Consider the following 19092-nt stretch of genomic DNA (forward strand, 5'->3'; position numbering starts at 1 on the left):
CGTCGGCGTGCAGGGTCTTCGGCAGGAGGCCGTGGCGCAGCGCCATCACCACCTTGATGACCCCACCCACGCCCGCGGCGGCCTGCGCGTGCCCGATGTTCGACTTCAGCGCGCCCAGCAGCAGCGGCTGCTCGCGATCCTGGCCATAGGCGGCGATGAGTGCCTGCGCCTCGATCGGATCGCCCAACGGCGTCCCGGTGCCGTGGCCCTCCACCGCGTCCACATCGGACGGTCGAAGTCCGGCGGTCGCCAGTGCCTGCCGGATCACCCGCTGCTGCGAGGGACCGTTCGGCGCCGTCAACCCGTTGGAGGCGCCGTCCTGGTTCACCGCGCTGCCGCGCACCACCGCCAGCACCTCGTGGCCGTTGCGACGCGCGTCCGACAGGCGCTCCAGCACCACCACGCCGGCGCCCTCGGACCAGCCCATCCCGTCGGCCGCGTCGGAGAACGGCTTGCACCTGCCGTCGGGCGCGAGTCCGCGAAGCCGTCCGAAGATGGTGAACGCCTCCGGCGTGGACATCACCGTCACACCACCGGCCAGGGCGAGATCGCACTCGCCGGAACGCAGCGACTGCACCGCCAGGTGCAGCGCCACCAGCGAGGACGAGCACGCCGTGTCCACCGACAGCGCAGGGCCTTCCAGACCGAGCGCGTAGGCGACCCGACCGGAGACCAGGCTGCCTCCGCTGCTGCTCGCCGAGTCGGTTCCCCGCGCGTAGTCGTGGTACATCACCCCGGCGAACACACCGGTCTGGCTGCCCTTCAGCGAGCGCGGGTCGATGCCCGCGCGCTCGACCGCCTCCCAGGCCACTTCCAGCATCACCCGCTGCTGCGGGTCGGTCTGCGTCGCCTCCGCCGGGGAGATCCCGAAGAAGCCCGGGTCGAACTTGGTGGCGTCGTCGACGAAACCGCCGGTCGACACGTAGGTCCGCCCCACCTTGCCCGGTTCGGGGTGGAAGATGCGGTCGAAGTCCCAGCCGCGATCGGTCGGGAAATCGCCCATGGTGTCGGTGCCGTCGAGCAGCAGCTGCCACAGGTCCTCGGGGCTCGTCACCCCACCCGGGTAGCGGCAGCTCATCGCCACCACCGCGATCGGGTCATCGTCGACCCGGCTGCGGGTGGTGGTGACCGCGTCCGCCCGGACCGCCCCGGTGAGGTCGTCCTCCAGGTGGCCCACGACCGCCAGCGGAGTCGGGTGGTCGAAGACGAGCGTGGCGGGGAGCCGCAGCCCGGTCGCGGAACCCAGCCGGTTGCGGAACTCCACCGCGGTCAGCGAGTCGAACCCGAGCTCCTGGAAGGCGCGGTCGGGCTCGACGGCTCCTGCCGACGCGTGGCCGAGCACCGCCGCGGCCGTGGAGCGCACGAGTTCGAGCAAGGCGGCGCGCCGGTCGGCGTCGGTCAGCCCCGCCAGTTCGCGGGTGATCGACGAAGTCCGCGCCACCTGGCGCACCGGACCGCGCACGAGACCGCGCAGCAACGCGGGGATCTCGCCGTCCCGTGTCCGGAGCGCGCCGGAGGCGATCCGCAGCGGAGCGAGTTGCGCGGCGTTCGAGGCCACCCCCGCGTCGAACAGGGCCAGCACGTCCTCGGCCGACAGCGGCAGGTGGCCATGCTCGCGCATGCGGTCCCAGTCGGTCTGCGCCAGTCCGGCGCTGAGTCCTCCGCCGATGTCGAGAACGCCGTAGTCCAGCGAGATCGCGGGAAGGCCCTCGCGGCGGCGGTGCGCGGCGAGGGCGTCCAGGAAGACGTTGGCGGCCGCGTAGTTCGCCTGGCCCCCGGCGAGCACCAGCCCTCCTGCGGAGGAGACCAGCACGAACAGCGACATCTCCCGGTCGCGGGTCAGCTCGTGCAGGTGCCACGCGGCGTCGACCTTCGGGCGGAACACGTGGTCGAGCCGCTCCGGCGTGATCGACTCGACCACGCCGTTGTCGGTGACACCGGCCGCGTGGACGACACCGACCAGGGGGTGCTCGCCGGGAACGCCGTCGAGCACCTCGGCGAGGGCTTGGCGGTCCGCGACATCGCAGGCGACGATGGACACCGAGGCGCCCAGTTCAGCGAGTTCGGCGCGCAACCGGTCGGCACCCGGCGCGTCCGGGCCGCGACGGCTGGTGAGCAGCAGGTGGCGCACGCCGTGCGCGGAGACCAGGTGCCGGGCCACCAGCTCGCCGAACCCGCCGGTGCCGCCGGTGACGAGCACGGTGCCGTTCGGCAGCGCCGGCCCCGCCGAGTCGGCGGGAGCGCGGGTCAGCCGAGGCACGCGGAGCAGGCCGTCGCGGACCGCTGCCTCCGGTTCACCCGCCGCGATCGCGGCCTGGACGTGTGCGAGGTCGTCCACGTCGAGGAGCTGGAACCGGCCGGGGTTCTCGGCTTCGGCCGCCCGGACGAGGCCCCACACCGGAGCCTGGCCGAGATCGATCGCGCCCTCGTCGGCCGCGACGGCACCTTCGGTCACCACGACCAGTTGGGACCTGGCGAAGCGGTCGTCGGCGAGCCACCCCTGCACCGCGTCGAGCACCGCTGCGGCGACGTCTCGGACGCCGTCCAGCAGGTCGTCCGCGGCGCGCGGGCACACGAGGGCGACGACGTCCGGGACGTCCTCGCCCACCGATTCGATCAGCTCGGCGAGGTCGGCGTGCGCCGCGACGTCGGGAACCGCTGCGCCATCACCGACCACGGCCCAGCGCAACTGCTGCGGACCCGGAAGCGGCCGGGACCTCCACTCCAGTGCGAACAGCGAGTCGGCAACGCGCTGCGAGCCCAGCTGCTCGGCCGTCACCGCGCGGCCGACCAGGTTCTCCACCGACAGCACGGGCCGACCCAGCTCATCGGCGAGGTGCAGGGACGCGGTGCCGTGCCCCCGCGTCACCATCCGCACCCGCACGGCCGACGTTCCGGTGGCGTGCAGCGACACCCCGTTCCACACGAACGGCAGCGACACGCCTTCGTCGCGGTTCTCCCCGTCGACCAGCGAGACGTGCATGGCCGCGTCGAGCAGCGCGGGATGGATGCCGTACGGCGCACCGCTCTCCGGTTCGGCGAGCACGATCTCGGCGAACAGCTCGTCACCGCGACGCCACGCCGCGCGCATGCCCCGGAAGGCGGGGCCGTACGCGTAGCCATCGGCGGAGAGCACCTCGTAGGCGTCGTCGAGTTCGATCGGATCCACTCGCGGCGGAGGCCATTCGGCGAAGTCGAAGTCGGGCACCGCACCGCCGGGCACCACGGCGCCTTCGGCGTGCAGCGTCCACGGGGCCTCGGTGCTCTGGCGCGCGTGCACGGTGAGCCTGCGCCTGCCGGAGTCGTCCGCACCGGCGACGGCCACCTGGATCCAGACGCCGCCCTCCTGCGGGATCACCAGCGGCGCGCGCAGCGTGAGTTCCTCGACCACGTCGCAGTCCACGTGCTGGGCGGCGTGCGCGGCCAGCTCCACGAATCCGGTGCCCGGCAGGAGCACCGCGCCGAGCACGACGTGATCGGCCAGCCACGGCAGCGCGCTGGTGGACAGCTTGCCGGTGAACGTGACGCCATCGGAGTCGGGCTGCTCGACCACGGCACCCAGCAACGGGTGCTCGACCGCGTCGACGCCCCTCGCGGCGAGCCCGCCGATGTCGCCGCCGAGCCACGACGCGGCCAGGTGCTCGCGGGGATCCAGCCAGAACCGCTGGTGCTGGAAGGGGTAGGTGGGCAGGTCGATCCGGCGCGCTGCGCTGTCGCGGTAGAACGCGGCCCAGTCGACGAGGGCGCCCGCGGTGAACAGCCGGGCCAGGCCGGTGACCACGGTCGTGCGCTCGGTCCGGTGACGCCGCCCGAGGGGAACCGCCACCGGCGCGGGCGCGGTGGCGGTGCTGTCCTCCTGGTCGAGGGTTTGCAGGACCATCGGCGCCAGGGCGGCATCGGGCCCGAACTCCGCGAACCGCGACACGCCCAGCCGACGCATGGTGACGACCGCGTCGGCGAACCGCACGGTGTCGCGCACCTGCCGAACCCAGTAGCCGGGATCGGCCACCTCGTCGGCGACCTGGGCACCGGTCACGGCCGACACCAGCGGGATTCGCGGCGGCTCGAAGGACAGCCCGCTGACCTCGGCGGCGAAGGCCTCCAGCATCGGTTCCACCAGCGGCGAGTGGAAGGCGTGCGACACCCGCAGCCTGCGGGTGCGCCACCCCTGCTCGGCGCACCGCTCACCCACCGCGAGCACCGAGCTCTCCGAGCCGGAGACGACCACCGACGCCGGACCGTTCACGGCCGCGATGGCCACGTCCCCGAACAGCAGCGGGAGGACGTCGTGCTCGCCCGCACCGACGGCGACCATCGCGCCGCCGGTGGGCAGGTCCTGCATCAACCGACCGCGGGCGGCCACGAGGACGCACGCATCGCGCAGGGACAGGACCCCGGCGACGTGCGCGGCGGCGATCTCACCGATCGAATGCCCGGCCACCACGTCGGGACGGACGCCGAAGGACTCCAGCAACCGGTGCAGGGACACCTCGAACGCGAACAAGCCGGCCTGCGCGAACAGGGTCTGGTCCAGCAGGTCGTCACCGGCTTCGCCGAAGATCACCCCGCGCGGGCAACGCCCCAGCAGCGGCGTGAGCTCGTCGGTGATCTCGTCGAAAGTGCGGGCGAACGCGGGGAAAGCGGCGTGCAGGTCCGCACCCATGCCCGCCCACTGCGCGCCCTGGCCGGAGAAGACGGCTCCCGTCGAACCGGACACCGCGCGGCCCGACGCCACGCCCGGCGCGTCGGCGCCGCGGGCGAGCGCGTCCAGCCCGGCCGACAACTCCTCGGGATCGGTGCCGACCACGACGGCGCGGTGCTCGAACACCGCGCGGGAATCGACCAACGAGAACCCGACGTCGACCGGACTCCCGTCCACATGGGACAGAAGGTCTCGGGCCCGGTCGTGCAGCGCGTCAGGGGTTCGTCCGGACAGCACCCACGGCACCACCGGGACGGAAACCGGTTCCTCCGCAAGGGGTTCTTCCTCCGGCGCCTGTTCGAGGATGATGTGCGCGTTGGTGCCGCTGATCCCGAACGACGACACGCCCGCACGACGCGGCGCGTCGGTCTCCGGCCACGGCACCGGTTCGCGCAGCAGGCGAACTCCGCCGGTGGACCAGTCGACCCGGCTGCTGGGCTCGTCCACGTGCAGCGTCCTGGGCAGGACGCCGTTGCGCAGCGCCATCACCATCTTGATGATCCCGCCCACACCGGCGGCGGCTTGCGCGTGCCCGATGTTCGACTTCAGCGACCCGAGCCACAGCGGACGCTCGGCGGGCCGGTCGGCACCGTAGGTCCCGAGCAGCGCCTGCGCCTCGATCGGGTCGCCCAGCGACGTACCGGTGCCGTGCCCCTCCACGACGTCGACCTGATCGGCCGAGACCCGCCCGTTCGCCAGCGCCTGGCGGATCACGCGCCGCTGCGCCGGACCGTTGGGCGCGGTCAGGCCGCTCGACGCGCCGTCCTGGTTCACCGCGCTCCCCCGGACCACCGCCAGCACCTGGTGGCCGTTGCGCCGCGCGTCCGACAGGCGCTCGACGACGAGCATGCCGACGCCCTCGGACCAGGACGTGCCATCGGCGGATTCCGCGAAGGACCGGCAGCGACCGTCCGCGGACAGGCCGCGCTGACGGCTGAACTCGATGAACGCCTCGGGGGTCGCCATCACCGTGACACCACCGGCCAGCGCCAGCTCGCACTCCCCGGAGCGCAGCGACCGCACCGCCGCGTGCAGCGACACCAGCGACGACGAGCACGCGGTGTCCACCGTGACGGCCGGGCCTTCGAGGCCGAAGACGTAGGACAGCCGACCGGAGGCCACGGAACCGGAGTTCGAGTTGGCCGGGTAGTCGTGGTACATCATCCCGACGAACACACCGGTCTGGCTGCCCCGCAGCGCGCCGGGATCGATGCCCGCGCGCTCGAACGCCTCCCACGAGGCCTCCAGCAGCAGGTGCTGCTGCGGGTCCATCGTCGCCGCCTCGTTCGGGCTGATGCCGAAGAACGCCGGGTCGAAATCTCCTGCGTCGTGCAGGAAACCGCCGTGCCGGTTGTACGTGGTGCCCGGCTCCTGCCCGGTGGGGTCGTGGAGTCGTTCGACGTTCCAGCCGCGGTTGGTGGGGAACTCGGAGATGGCGTCGACCCCGTCGTCCACCAGCCGCCACAGGTCCTCCGGGCCGGCCACACCACCCGGGTAGCGGCAGGCCATGCCGACGATCGCGATCGGTTCCCCGGCCGCGGCGACGAGCTCCCGGTTCTGATTGCGCAGCTGTTCGGTCTCCTTCAGCGAGGCCCGCAGCGCCCCGATGAGCTTGTCGCTGGACTCAGCCATGTCAGCCTCACGCTTCCCGTGTCGCATCGTCGGATGCGGCCGCACCCTCGAACGCCATCGTGATCAGGTCTTCCGCGTCCATCTCGTCGATGTCACCGACGCCGGTGCCGTGCTCCGCCCCGGTCGAGCCGCGCACCCCGCCGAGTTCGAGCAGGGCGTCGAGCAGGCCCGCGTCGCGGAGCCGGGTCAGGGGAACGTGCCGCAGGACTTCGCGGATGCGGTCCTCGGTCAGGGCCGAGGCTTCCGCGTCCACCGGGGCGAGTTCTGCGCTGAGGTGCTCGGCGAGCGCCGTCACGCTCGGGTGGTCGAACGCCAGGGTGGCGGGAAGGCGCAGCCCCGTCGCCCTGCCCACCGAATTCCGGAACTCCACCGCCGTCAACGAGTCGAAGCCCATGTCGGTGAAACCCGCGCTCGTGTCGACCGAAGCGGCGTCGGCGTGGCCGAGCACCGTCGCGGCGTGCGACTGGACGAGCTCGACGAGCATTGCCGCGCGCTCGTCGTCGGAGGCGTTCCGAAGCCGGTCGTGCAGCACCGGTTCGGCGCTCGCGCGCACCTCCCGGCGGCGCTTCGGACGGATCAGGTCGGCGAAGATCCGGGGCACGTCGGCTACCGCGTCGCGGAGCGCCTCGGCTTCCAGGCGCATCGGCACGACCGCGGCCGCGTCGCGCGCGCAAGCGGCGTCGAACAGGCGCACGCCCTGCTCGACGGGCAGCGAACCGACCCCGTTGCGGGCGGTCCGCTGCCGCGCCGCGTCGTCCAGCTCGCCGGCCATTCCCGGTGAACCGGCGTCGTCCCACAGGCCCCAGGCGAGCGCCTGCCCCACCAGTCCGCTCGCACGCCGGTGCTGGACAAGGGCGTCGAGGCACGCGTTGGCCGCCGCGTAGTTCCCCTGGCCCGGACCGCCGATCACCCCGGCGGCCGAGGAGAACACCACGAAGGCGGACAGCGGGAGTTCTCGGGTCAGCTCGTGCAGGTGGAAGGCGGCGTCGACCTTCGGTCGCAGCACCGAGTCGACCTCCTCGCCGGTGAGGGACTCGATCACGCCGTCGTCGATGACACCCGCCATGTGCACCACTCCGGTCAGCGGGTGGTCCTCCGGCACGGCGGCGAGCACTGCGGCCACCGACTCGCGGTCGGCCACGTCGCACGAGGCGAACTCCACCTGCGCGCCCAGCTCCACCAGCTCGACGCGCAGCTCCTCGGCACCGGGTGCGGCGCCGCCGCGACGACTCGCCAGCAGGAGGCGGCGGACTCCGCGCTCGGCCACCAGGTGCCGGCTGAGCAGCCGTCCCAACATCCCGCCCGCACCGGTGACCAGGACCGTTCCACCTGCGTCGAACGTCGACGCAGGCGGTCCCGCATCGCCGGTCGCGCGGCCGAGCCGCGCCCCGAAGGAACACGAACCGCGCACCACGACCTGCGGTTCCCCGGTCGCCACGACGCTCGCGGCACTGAGTTCGCCGTCGACGTCCGCCAGCACGATCCGGCCTGGGTGCTCGGCCTGCGCGGAGCGCACCAGGCCCCACACCGCGGCACCCGCGAGATCCGTGACGTCCTCCCCGGACACCGCGACCGCCGACCGGGTCACCACCAGCAGCGTCGCGTTGGTGTCCCGGGTCAGGAATTCCTGGAGCAGGTCCAGGACCCGCCGCACCTCGGCCCGCACACCGGTCCCGTCGGCACCCGGCTCGGTGCGGATGACCTCGACGTCCCGCGCGAACCGCGCGCCCGGTGACACCGGAACCCACCGCAGCTCGAACAGGTCGTCCGCACCGGAGCCGAAGCCGGCGAGGTGCTCCGCCGAGACCGGGCGGGTGACCAGCGAGTCGATCGAGGCCACCGGTGCACCGGTGCCGTCCGCCAGCGCCAGCGACATGGTCCCGTCGTCGAGCCGGGTCAGCCGGACCCGCAACGCGGAAGCGCCGGAAGCGTGCACCGACACGCCCTGCCAGGAGAACGGGAGCGCCGCTTCGGTGAGCTCGGCGGCGTGCAGCGCCGAGTCCAACACCGCCGGGTGCAGGCCGAAACCCCCCGGCCCGCCCTCGTCCGGCAACCGCACCTCGGCGAAGACCTCGGGACCACGTCGCCAGGCGGCGTGCAGACCTCGCAACAGCGGGCCGTAGTTGAACCCGGCCTCGGCGAAGCGCTCGTAGCGGGCCTCGACGTCGACCGGTTCGGCGTCCGGGGGCGGCCAGGCCGCGTCGTCGAACGGGGTGCCGTGCTGGCCCTGCACCGCGAGCGCTCCGCTGGCGTGCTCGGTCCACGGCACGTCCTCGGCACTTGCGGGGCGGCTGTGGATCGCGACGGCGCGACGACCGAGATCGTCCACAGCGCCGACCCGCACCTGCAGGTGCACGGCGCCCTGCTCCGGCAGCACCAGCGGCGCCGCCAGGGTCAGCTCCTCCACCCGCTCGCAGCCGAGCTCGTCACCGGCCTGGACCGCCAGCTCCAGGAACGCAGTGCCGGGGAACAGCACCCGCCCCAGGACGACGTGATCACCGAGCCACGGGTGGCTGTCGACCGACACCCTGCCGCTGAACAGGAACTCACCTGACCCGGCGAGTTCCGCACCCGCACCGAGCAGCGGGTGTTCGACCGCCGCCAGCCCCAGGCTCGACGCATCGCCGGAGCGCGCGGACCGGGCCGCCCAGAACCACCGGTGCTGGAAGGCGTAGGTCGGCAGATCGACCCGACGCGCTCCGGTTCCCGCGAAGAAGGCGTTCCAGCGCACGTCGATCCCGACGACGTGCAGCTCGGCGAGAGCTCGGATCAGGCAGTCGTGCGCGTCCTGGTCCTTGCGCTGCACCGGCACGATCACCTCGGCGTCCGGTGCCGATTCGGCGACCAGCGCCGACAGCACGCCGTCCGGGCCGAGTTCCAGGAACGCCGTGGCCCCGGCACCAACGAGCCGAGTCACCGCATCCCCGAACCGAACAGCCTCCCGCACGTGCCGAACCCAGAACTCCACCGACGCCACATCACCCGCAGACCCCGGATCACCGCCGTACTCGGGCCCCCGACTTCCACTGAATCCCAGTCCCCGATCCCCACTGAGATCGGGGACCCGATTTCCACTGAAGTCCGGAACCCGGCCGGTGACCAGCGGGATCATCGGCTCCTGGAACGACACACCGCTGATCGCAGCGCGAAAATCCTCCAGCATCGGATCCATCAACGGGGAGTGGAACGCGTGGGAAACTCTCAGGCGCGTCGACTTCCAGCGAGAGGACACCTCCAGCACCGCGGCCTCATCACCGGCCAGGACCACCGACGTCGGACTGTTGATCACCGCGATCGACACGCCGTCCGTGAGGTGTGGCCTGACTTCGTCCTCGCTGGCCTGGACTGCGACCATCGTGCCGCCCGGCGGAAGTGCCTGCATCAGACGGGCCCTCGCGGTGACCAGCGTGCACGCGTCCTCCAACGAGAACACGCCCGCGACATGAGCTGCCGCGATCTCACCGATGGAATGACCCCCCACAAATTTCGGCCGCACGCCGAAGGATTCGACGAGCCGGAACAGCGCGACCTCGACCGCGAACAGCGCGGGCTGCGCGTAGCCGGTCCGGTTCAGCACCTCGGCGTCGTCACCCCACATGACCTTCCGCACGACGGGGTCGAGCTCCGCCAGCACCCCGTCCAGCGCCTCGGCGAACACCGGGAACCTGTCGTAGAGGCCCCGGCCCATGCCGATCTGCTGCGCTCCCTGTCCGGAGAACAACACCGCCAGCGACCGCTCACCGGCGATCCCCCGGGCCACCTCGGCGAGACTCCCGTCCGAGGCCAGCAGGACCGCGCGGTGGTCGAACAGCGACCGGGACGTCACCAGCGAGAAACCGACGTCCGCAGCGGGTTCCTCGACCGAGCGCAGCCGAGCGATCTGCTCGTCCAGCGCGGGGTCGTCCTTCGCCGAGACCACCCACGGAACCGCATCCGCCGTCGGCCCCGGCTCCTCGTCGGGGTGAGCCGCCGCGCGCGGCTGCTCGATGATCACGTGCGCGTTGGTCCCGCTGACCCCGAACGACGAGACCCCGGCCCTGCGGGGGTGATCGGCATCGACCCACTCCCGCGGCGAGGTGACCAGTTCGACCGCGCCGGACTCCCAGTCCACGTGTGAGGAGCGCGTATCGGCGTGCAGCGTCTTCGGCACCACGCCGTGCCGCATCGCCAGCACCACCTTGATCACCCCGGCCACGCCGGAAGCCGCCTGCGCGTGACCGATGTTGGACTTGATCGCTCCCAGCAGCAGCGGGCGCTCGCGGTCCTGCCCGTAGGTGGCCAGCAGCGCCTGGGCTTCGATCGGATCGCCCAGCGTCGTCCCGGTCCCGTGCGCCTCGACCACGTCGACGTCCGATGTGGACAGCCCGGCGCTGGCCAGGGCTCGGCGGATCACCCGCTGCTGCGACGGACCGTTCGGGGCCGTCAGACCGTTCGACGCGCCGTCCTGGTTCACGGCAGAACCGCGCACCACGGCCAACACCTCGTGGCCGTTGCGCTGGGCTTCGGAGAGCCGTTCCAGCACCAGCACACCCACGCCCTCGGACCAGCCCACGCCATCGGCCGACTCGCCGAAGGACTTGCACCGTCCGTCCGGCGACAGGCCGCGCTGGCGGGAGAACTCCAGGAACGTCCGCGGCGTGGACATCACGGTCACACCACCGGCCAGGGCCAGCGAGCACTCGCCCTGCCGCAGCGACTGCGCGGCCAGGTGCAGCGCCACCAACGATGACGAGCATGCCGTGTCCACCGTCATCGCGGGACCCTCGAACCCGAAGGCGTAGGACAGGCGGCCTGACACCACGCTCGGAGAGGTGCCGATGTTTTGGTAGCCCTCGAACGCGGCATCGTCGAGCAGGTCGCTGTAGTCGTTGTACATCACGCCGGCGAAGACACCGGTCTGACTCCCCCGCAGCGACGACGGGTCGATTCCCGTTCGCTCCAGGGACTCCCACGCCACCTCGAGCAGCAGGCGCTGCTGGGCGTCGGTCGCCAACGCCTCGCGCGGCGACATCCCGAAGAACGCGGGGTCGAAATCACCTGCCTCGTGCAGGAATCCGCCGAACCGGGTGTACGAGGTGCCCGGGTTTTCCGGATCGGGATCGAACAACCCGTCCAGGTCCCACCCTCGATTGACCGGGAACTCCGAGATGGCGTCGACACCGTCCGACACGAGCCGCCACAGGTCTTCTGGTGTCGAGACACCACCGGGGTACCGGCACGCCATGCCCACGACGACCACCGGGTCATCCGCCGTGCTCGCCAGCACCGGCAGCGGTTGAGCGGCAGGCACGTCCGAGCCGAACAGCTGGTCGTGCAGGTACTCGGCCAGCGCCTTCGCGGTCGGGTAGTCGAAGCTCAAGGTGGTCGGCAGCCGCAGGCCGGTCGCGGAGCCCAGCTGGTTCCGCAGCTCGACCGCCGTCAACGAGTCGAAGCCCAGGTCCTGGAACGCCCTCGACGGATCGATGGCCTTCTCGTCGGCGTGCCCCAGCACCGCGGCGACCTCACCGCGCACCAGATCCACGAGGGCACCCGGACGCTCCGGCTCGCCCAGCGCGCTCAAGCGCGCGACCAACGACTCCGCAGCTCGCGATCCCGCCAGCGAACGGCGCGAGCGGGTCCGCACGAGCCCGCGCAGCAGCGGCGGGACATCACCACCGGACCGCAGCGCCGCGAGGTCCAACCGGATCGGCAGCACGACCGGCTGCTCCACCGACAGCGCGGCGTCGAACAGCCGCGCACCCTGCTCGGTCGTCAACGGCGGCATCCCCGAGCGGTCCAGCCTCGCGGCGTCCACGTCCGAGGCCATGCCGAGCTGCCACGGTCCCCACGCCAGCGAGGCAGCCGGAAGACCGAGCGACCGCCGGTGTTCGACCAGCGCGTCCAGGAACGCGTTGCCCGCCGCGTAGTTCGCTTGCCCCGGGGTGCCGAGCGTGCCCGCAGCGGACGAGAACACCACGAACGCCGACAGGTCCTGCGTCAGCTCGTGCAGGTGCCAGGCCGCGTCGACCTTCGGCCGCAGCACCGCGTGCACCCGCTCCGGAGTCAACGACTCGACCACGCCGTCGTCGAGCACGCCCGCGATGTGGACGACCGCCCGCACGTCGTGCTCATCGAGCAATCGCTGCACCGAAGGGCGGTCGGCGACGTCGCAGGCCCGAACCGCGACGGTGGCGCCCTGAGCCGTCAGGTCGGCGATCAGGTCCCCGGCGCCCTCGGCATCCGCGCCGCGACGGCTGACCAGCACGAGGTCGCGTACCCCGTGCTCGGCCACCAGTCGGCGGGCGATCACACCCCCCAGACCACCGGTGCCACCGGTGATCAGCACCGAACCGCCGGCGTCCCAGCGAACAGGTTCGTCCTGCGGTTCGGTCCGGGTCAGCCGGGCGCCCAGCAGCTCGCCGTCGCGGATGGACAGCTGCGGTTCGTCGCTGCCGAGCGCCCGCACCACCACCTCGTGGTCCACCGGGTCCGGGCCCAGGTCCAGCAGCCCGAAGCGCCCGGGGTGCTCCGTCTGCGCCGACCGGACCAGGCCCCACACAGCCGCGGCCACCGGATCGTCGCCGCAGAGCGCACCGCGCGTCACGAACCACAAGCGGGAATCGGCGAACCGCTCCTCAGCCAACCAAATCTGCACGGCGGACAGCGCTTCCGCAGTGGCCTCGTGGGCGGAGGCGACCACATCACCGCCACCCGCCACCGGCATCGCGACCGCGCCCCCACCGCACGAGTCCAAGCCGGGTGCGACGTCCACGTCGAGTCCGGCGACCCGGTGACCACCGGCGAGGCCGTGGGCGTCCGAACCGGCGATCGTGACCGGTTCTGTTGGCGCAGCACCGGCCAACGCCGTCCACTCCACGCAGTACAGCAAGTTCTCAGAGCCGTCGCGCGTCCCGAGCGGCACCGGGCGGGTGCGCAGGGAGTCGATCGACGCCACCGGCAGGCCGTGGGTGTCCGCGACGGTGACAGCGACCTCGCCCTCGGGTCCCGCAGACACCCTCACCCGCACGGCCGAAGCCTCGGTGGCGTGCAGTGCCACACCTTGCCAGGAGAAGGGCAGCCCGCCCCGCTCGATCACCTCGGGATCAGCGGCTCCGGACGCGTGCAGGCATGCGTCCAGCAGCGCGGGGTGCAGACCGAAACCGCTGGTCCCCACCCCTTCCGGGAGCGCGACCTCGGCGAAGACCTCGTCGCCGCGCCGCCACACCGAGCGCAGGCCCCGGAACACCGGACCGTAGTTGAACCCGGCCTCGGCGAACCGCTCGTAGCCGCTGTCCACGTCCGCGGGAACGGCACCGGCGGGGGGCCACGCCTCCAGGTCCCCCGGCCCGTCTTGCCCGCGGAGGCCGAGGACGCCGCTGGCGTGCTCCACCCACGGCAGGTCGGTTCCGCCCTCGGGCCGGGAGAGCACCGCGATCGGGCGCCTGCCGAACTCGTCGGCCGCGCCGACCGACACCTGGAGCTGCACCGCGCCGCGCTCGGGGACCACCAGCGGGGCGGCGAGCATCAGCTCTTCGACCTGGTCGCAGCTCACCTCGTCACCGGCCCGGAGCGCCAGTTCGAGGAACGCCGTGCCGGGGAACAGCACTCGACCCGCGACGACGTGGTCGTCGAGCCAGGAATGCGCGTCCAGCGACAGCCGACCCGTGAACAGGAATCCGTCCGAACCGGCCAGCTCAACGGCCGCGCCCAGCAAGGGGTGTTCCACCGCTGCCAGCCCCGCCGCGCGGACATCGGCTCGCCCGGCCGGAAGCCGGGGCCAGAACCGCTGACGCTGGAACGCGTAGGTGGGCAGGTCCACCTGCTGCGCCCGCGTGCCCGAGAAGAACGGGGTCCAATCCACGTCGACACCGGCCACGTGCAGACCAGCCAGCGCCGACAGCACGGCAGCCCCATCGCCGCGGTCCTTGCGGAGCGTGGAGACCAGCACCGAGTCCTCAGGCGCGGATTCCGCGGCCATCGCCGACAAGACACCATCCGGCCCGAGTTCCAGGAACGCGTTCACACCCCGCTCCCCCAGCGCCCGCACGCTGTCAGCGAACCGCACGGTCTCCCGCACATGCCGCACCCAGAACTCCGGCGACGTCACGTCACCGTCAAAACCCGGATTGCTCCCGTATTCAGGACCGCGATTTCCACTGAAATCCGAACCCGGAAAACCCCCGTACTCGGGTCCACGACCTCCACTGAATTCCCGTCCGCGATTTCCGCTGAAATTCGGAACGCGGCCGGTGACCAGCGGGATCACCGGCTCCTGGAACGACACACCGCTAATCGCAGCGCGAAAATCCTCCAGCATCGGATCCATCAGGGGTGAGTGGAAGGCGTGGGAGACCTTCAAGCGGGTCGACTTCCACCGCTCCGACATCGCCAGCACCGCGGCCTCATCACCGGCCAAGACCACCGACGACGGGCCGTTGACCGCCGCGATCGACACACCACCGGTGAGGTGCGGCATTACCTCGTCCTCGCTGGCCTGGACCGCCACCATCGCGCCACCCGACGGCAGCGCCTGCATCAACCTCGCCCGAGCGGTGACCAGCGTGCACGCATCTTCCAGGCAGAACACACCAGCCACGTGCGCGGCTGCGATCTCACCGATCGAATGCCCGGCGAGGTAGTCCGGGCGCATACCGAAGGACTCCACCAGCCGGAACAGGGCGACCTCGACCGCGAACAGCGCGGGCTGCGCGTTGCCGGTCTCATTCAGCGCCTCGGGGTCAGCACCCCACATCACCTCCCGGACGCCCGCATCGAGCTGATCGAGGACCGCCTCCAGGGCCTCGGCGAAAACCGGGAACCTGTCGTGGAGCTCCCGACCCATCCCGAGACGCTGCGACCCCTGACCCGAGAACAGCACGGCCAGCGACCGCTCACCGGCCACACCACGCGCGGCCTCGACCACGGCATCGCGGGAGGACAGCAGCACCGCGCGGTGCTCGAACACCGATCGCGAGGCCACCAACGAGAAGCCGACGTCGACCCGGACCTCGTCCAGCCCGCGCAGCCGCGCGACCTGCTCGTCCAACGCGGCCTCGGACCTCGCCGACACCACCCACGGCACCACCGCAGGTGACACCCACGGCTCCAACGCCGACGTCTCCGCTGCCTCCGGCTGCTCCAGGATGACGTGCGCGTTCGTGCCGCTGACACCGAACGACGACACACCGGCCCGGCGAAGCCGACCCGTCTCCGGCCACGCCGCGCTCGCGGTGAGCAGTTCCACGCTCCCCGCCGACCAGTCGACGTGGGACGAGGGCGTGTCGACGTGCAGCGTCTTCGGCAGCACGCCGCGCCGCATCGCCATCACCACCTTGATCACGCCCGCAACACCAGCGGCGGCCTGGGTATGACCGAGGTTCGACTTCACCGACCCCAGCAGCAGCGGACGTTCCCGGTCGCCGCCGTAGGCGGCGACCAGCGCCTCCGCCTCGATGGGGTCACCGAGCGCGGTACCGGTCCCGTGCGCCTCCACGGCGTCCACTTCGGACGGTTCGAGGCCCGCCGACCGCAGCGCCTCTCGGATCACGCGCTGCTGCGACGGACCGTTCGGCGCCGTCAGACCGTTCGACGCACCGTCCTGGTTCACCGCAGAACCCCGCACCACCGCCAGCACGCGGTGCCCGTTGCGCTGCGCGTCCGACAGCCGTACCAAGGCCAGCACGCCGACGCCCTCGGACCAGCCCGTTCCATCTGCCGAGTCCGAGAACGCCTTGCAGCGGCCGTCGGCCGCGAGGCCGCGCTGCCGGGTGAACTCGAAGAACGCGTGCGGCGTGGACATGACCGTGGCACCGCCGGCCAACGCGATCGCGCACTCGCGCTGCCGCAACGAGCGCGCCGCCAGGTGCATCGACACCAGCGACGACGAGCACGCCGTGTCGACGGTCACCGCCGGGCCCTCGAACCCGAACGCGTAGGAGACCCGGCCGGAGAGCACGCTTGCGATGTGCCCCGTGGACGAGTGCCCCTCCGGGACCTCGGGCTCGGTGCCGAGGAGGGTGGCGTAGTCCTGCCCGTTGGTGCCGATGAACACACCGGTCTGGGTGCCTCGCAAGCCGGCGGGGTCGATGTTCGCCCTCTCCAGCGCTTCCCACGACGTTTCCAGGACCAAGCGCTGCTGCGGGTCCATCCCCACGGCTTCGCGCGGCGAGATGCCGAAGAAGTCGGCGTCGAAATCCGCTGCGGAGTCGAGGAATCCGCCTTCGGAGGCGAGGCTGGACTCCGCCAGCGCCGCCATGTCCCACCCGCGGTCCTCCGGGAACGCGGAGATGGCGTCCCGGCCTTCGCTGACCAACTGCCAGAGCCCCTCGGGGGATGTCACTCCCCCGGGGAAGCGGCAGGCCATGCCGATGATCGCGATGGGTTCGCTGTTCCTGAGCTCCAGTTCGGACACGCGCTCTCGGGCGCGGCGGAGATCGACAGTAGCTCGCCTCAGGTATTCGACAACTCTGTCGTGCTGGTCTTCCTGCACCGGTCCACCTTCATGTCACGTGTCGAGCTGGATCTCGTCAGGAGAGGTCGAGCAGCCCGTTGTCGATGGTGTTGAGCAGTTCGTCGACGGGCATCGCCTTGATGTCCTCCTCCGACGGGCCGCCGCCTTCCTGGGAGGGTGCTCGCTCGCGCAACCAGGCGAGGATGTCTTCCAGCCGCTGCCGGATCGTTCCGCCGTCGGCGTCGTCCGCGGACGACCGGAGTGCCACCTGGAAGCGGTCGAGCTCGCTGAGCGCGGAGCCGATCGACGCCGTTTCGTCGACGGTGAGGTTCGCCAGCAGGTGGTCGGCGACCGCGCGCGGTGTCGGGTGGTCGAACAGCAGGGCCGACGACAGCGGCGCTCCGGTCGCCTTCCGCAGCCGGTCGCGCATCTCCAGGCTGGTCAGCGAGTCGAAACCCAGTTCGCGGAAGGCGTTGTCGACTCCGATCGCTGCGGGGCTCCGGTGTCCGAGGACCGTTGCCGCCTCGGCCCGGACGAGGTCCAGGACCGCTCGACCTCGGTCCGCCGGTGCCATGCCCGAGAGCCGCTGCGCGAGCCTGGGTTCCGATCGATCCGACGGCTGCGCGTCGGTGGCTCCGCGCGCGTCGTCGATTCCCGACAGCAGTGGGCTGGGCCGGACCGCGGTGAAGGTTCGGCCGAAGGTCTCCCAATCCACGTTGGTCACCGTCACCACGGCCCGCGCCTGGGCGACCGACTGCCACAGCGCCGTGATCGCGAGTTCCGGCTCCATCGGGAGCACACCGAGCCTCCGCAACCGCTCCGCGATCGAGGTGTCGGCCGCCACGCCTGCGCCGGCCCAGGCTCCCCACGCGATGGAGGTCGCGGGCAACCCTTCGGCACGACGCCGGTGGGCCAGCGCGTCCAGCACCGCGTTGGCCGCCGCGTAGTTGGCCTGCCCCGGGTTGCCGATCGCGCCCGCGACGGACGAGAACAGCACGAAGAAGTCCAGGTCGTGGTCGCGCGTCAGCTCGTCCAGCAGCAGCGCGGAGTCCGCCTTGGGCCGGAACACGTCGCTGAACCGCTCGGGCGTCAACTGGTCCAGCACGCCGTCGTCGACGACACCGGCCGCGTGCACCACGCCGGACAGGTCATTGATCCCCGCCAGGACGGCCCCGAGCGCGTCGCGGTCGGTGACGTCGCAGGATTCGATCCGCACCCGGACGCCCTGCTCGGTCAGCTGATCCCGCAGCTCCGCGGCACCGGGCGCCTGCAGACCGGTCCGGCTCAGCAGCACCAGGCCTTCGGCACCCCGTTCGGCCAGGTCGCGCGCCAGTTGGGCACCCAGCGACCCGGTCCCTCCGGTGATCACGACCGTGCCGGACAGCGGCTTCGGTTCGGAGGCGGCGTCCGAGCGAAGGGCGGGTGTCAGTCGGCGGCCGAACGCTCCCCAGGGGCGGATGGCCACCTGGTCCTCGACGCCTGCCGCGAGCACGTCGGTGAACCGTTCGGCGCTGCGGCCGTCGAGATCCTCCGGCAAGTCGATCAAACCACCCCACCTGCCGGGGAGTTCGAGCGCGGCGACCCGGCCGAGGCCCCACACGCCCGCGCGCACCGGTTCCGCGACGGCATCGCCGGGAACGACCGACACCGCGCCACGGGTGACCGCCCACACGCGTGCGTCGATGCCCGCATCGCCCAGCGCCTGCAGCAGCACCGCGCACTCGACCGCGTCGACCAGCGCCACCACTCCTGCGAGGGCGGGCACGTCGGTCAGCTGCTTGGCCACCTCGTCGCGCTGGGGGCTCCCGCTGGTCTCCAGGACAAGTGCGTCACCGCCGAAGGCTCCGATCACCGAGGCGGCCCACGGACCGTCCGCGAGCTCAGCGGGCACGACGATCAACCAAGTCCCGTCCTCCAGCGTCGAGGAGGTGCCGGTCAACGCGGTCCATGACTCCTGGTAGCACCAGGAGTCCACCCGCGACTGCACGCGCCGCCGACCGCGCCACGAGGACAGCGCGGGAACCAGACCGGCCACCGCTTCCTCATCAACGCCCAGCTCCGAGGCCAGCGAGCCGTTGTTGACGAGATCCCAGAAGGCGTCATCATCGCCGGTGTTCGACTCCGGCTGCTCCGGCCAGAACCGCTCGCGCTGGAACGCGTACGTCGGCAGGTCCAGCTGTCGCGCACCGGTGCCCGCGAAGAACCGCGCCCAGTCCACATCGACACCGGCCACGTGCAACCGCGCCAACGCATCGACCAAAGCCGATCCCCCATCGCGACCCTTGCGCTGCGCAGGAACCACAACCGCGCCCTCCGACACGGAATCCGC

The 19092-nt window shown here is 71.9% G+C and carries 3 protein-coding genes (1 of these 3 running past the window's edge); all 3 read right to left on the reverse strand.

Translation table 11 applies throughout. From position 1 onward, the window contains the following. Positions 1-6379, reverse strand: partial view of a type I polyketide synthase gene (locus tag E1161_RS28140; RefSeq protein ID WP_408011992.1) — the beginning only. It extends 12536 nt beyond the left edge of the window; 6379 of the gene's 18915 nt are visible here — the first part of the coding sequence; it begins with the start codon at positions 6377-6379; its stop codon lies beyond the left edge, outside the window. Continuing rightward, positions 6342-16802, reverse strand: a complete 10461-nt coding sequence (locus E1161_RS17570; RefSeq protein WP_132624592.1) for a type I polyketide synthase — start codon at positions 16800-16802, stop codon at positions 6342-6344. Before E1161_RS17570 ends, E1161_RS28140 begins: the two co-directional genes overlap by 38 nt. Positions 16803-16839: 37 nt before the next feature. Further along, the coding region (locus tag E1161_RS17575; RefSeq protein WP_132624594.1) for an SDR family NAD(P)-dependent oxidoreductase at positions 16840-19092 on the reverse strand (2253 nt) is incomplete at its 5' end.

This window comes from Saccharopolyspora aridisoli (assembly GCF_004348445.1).
GTDB classification, from domain to species: domain Bacteria; phylum Actinomycetota; class Actinomycetes; order Mycobacteriales; family Pseudonocardiaceae; genus Saccharopolyspora; species Saccharopolyspora aridisoli.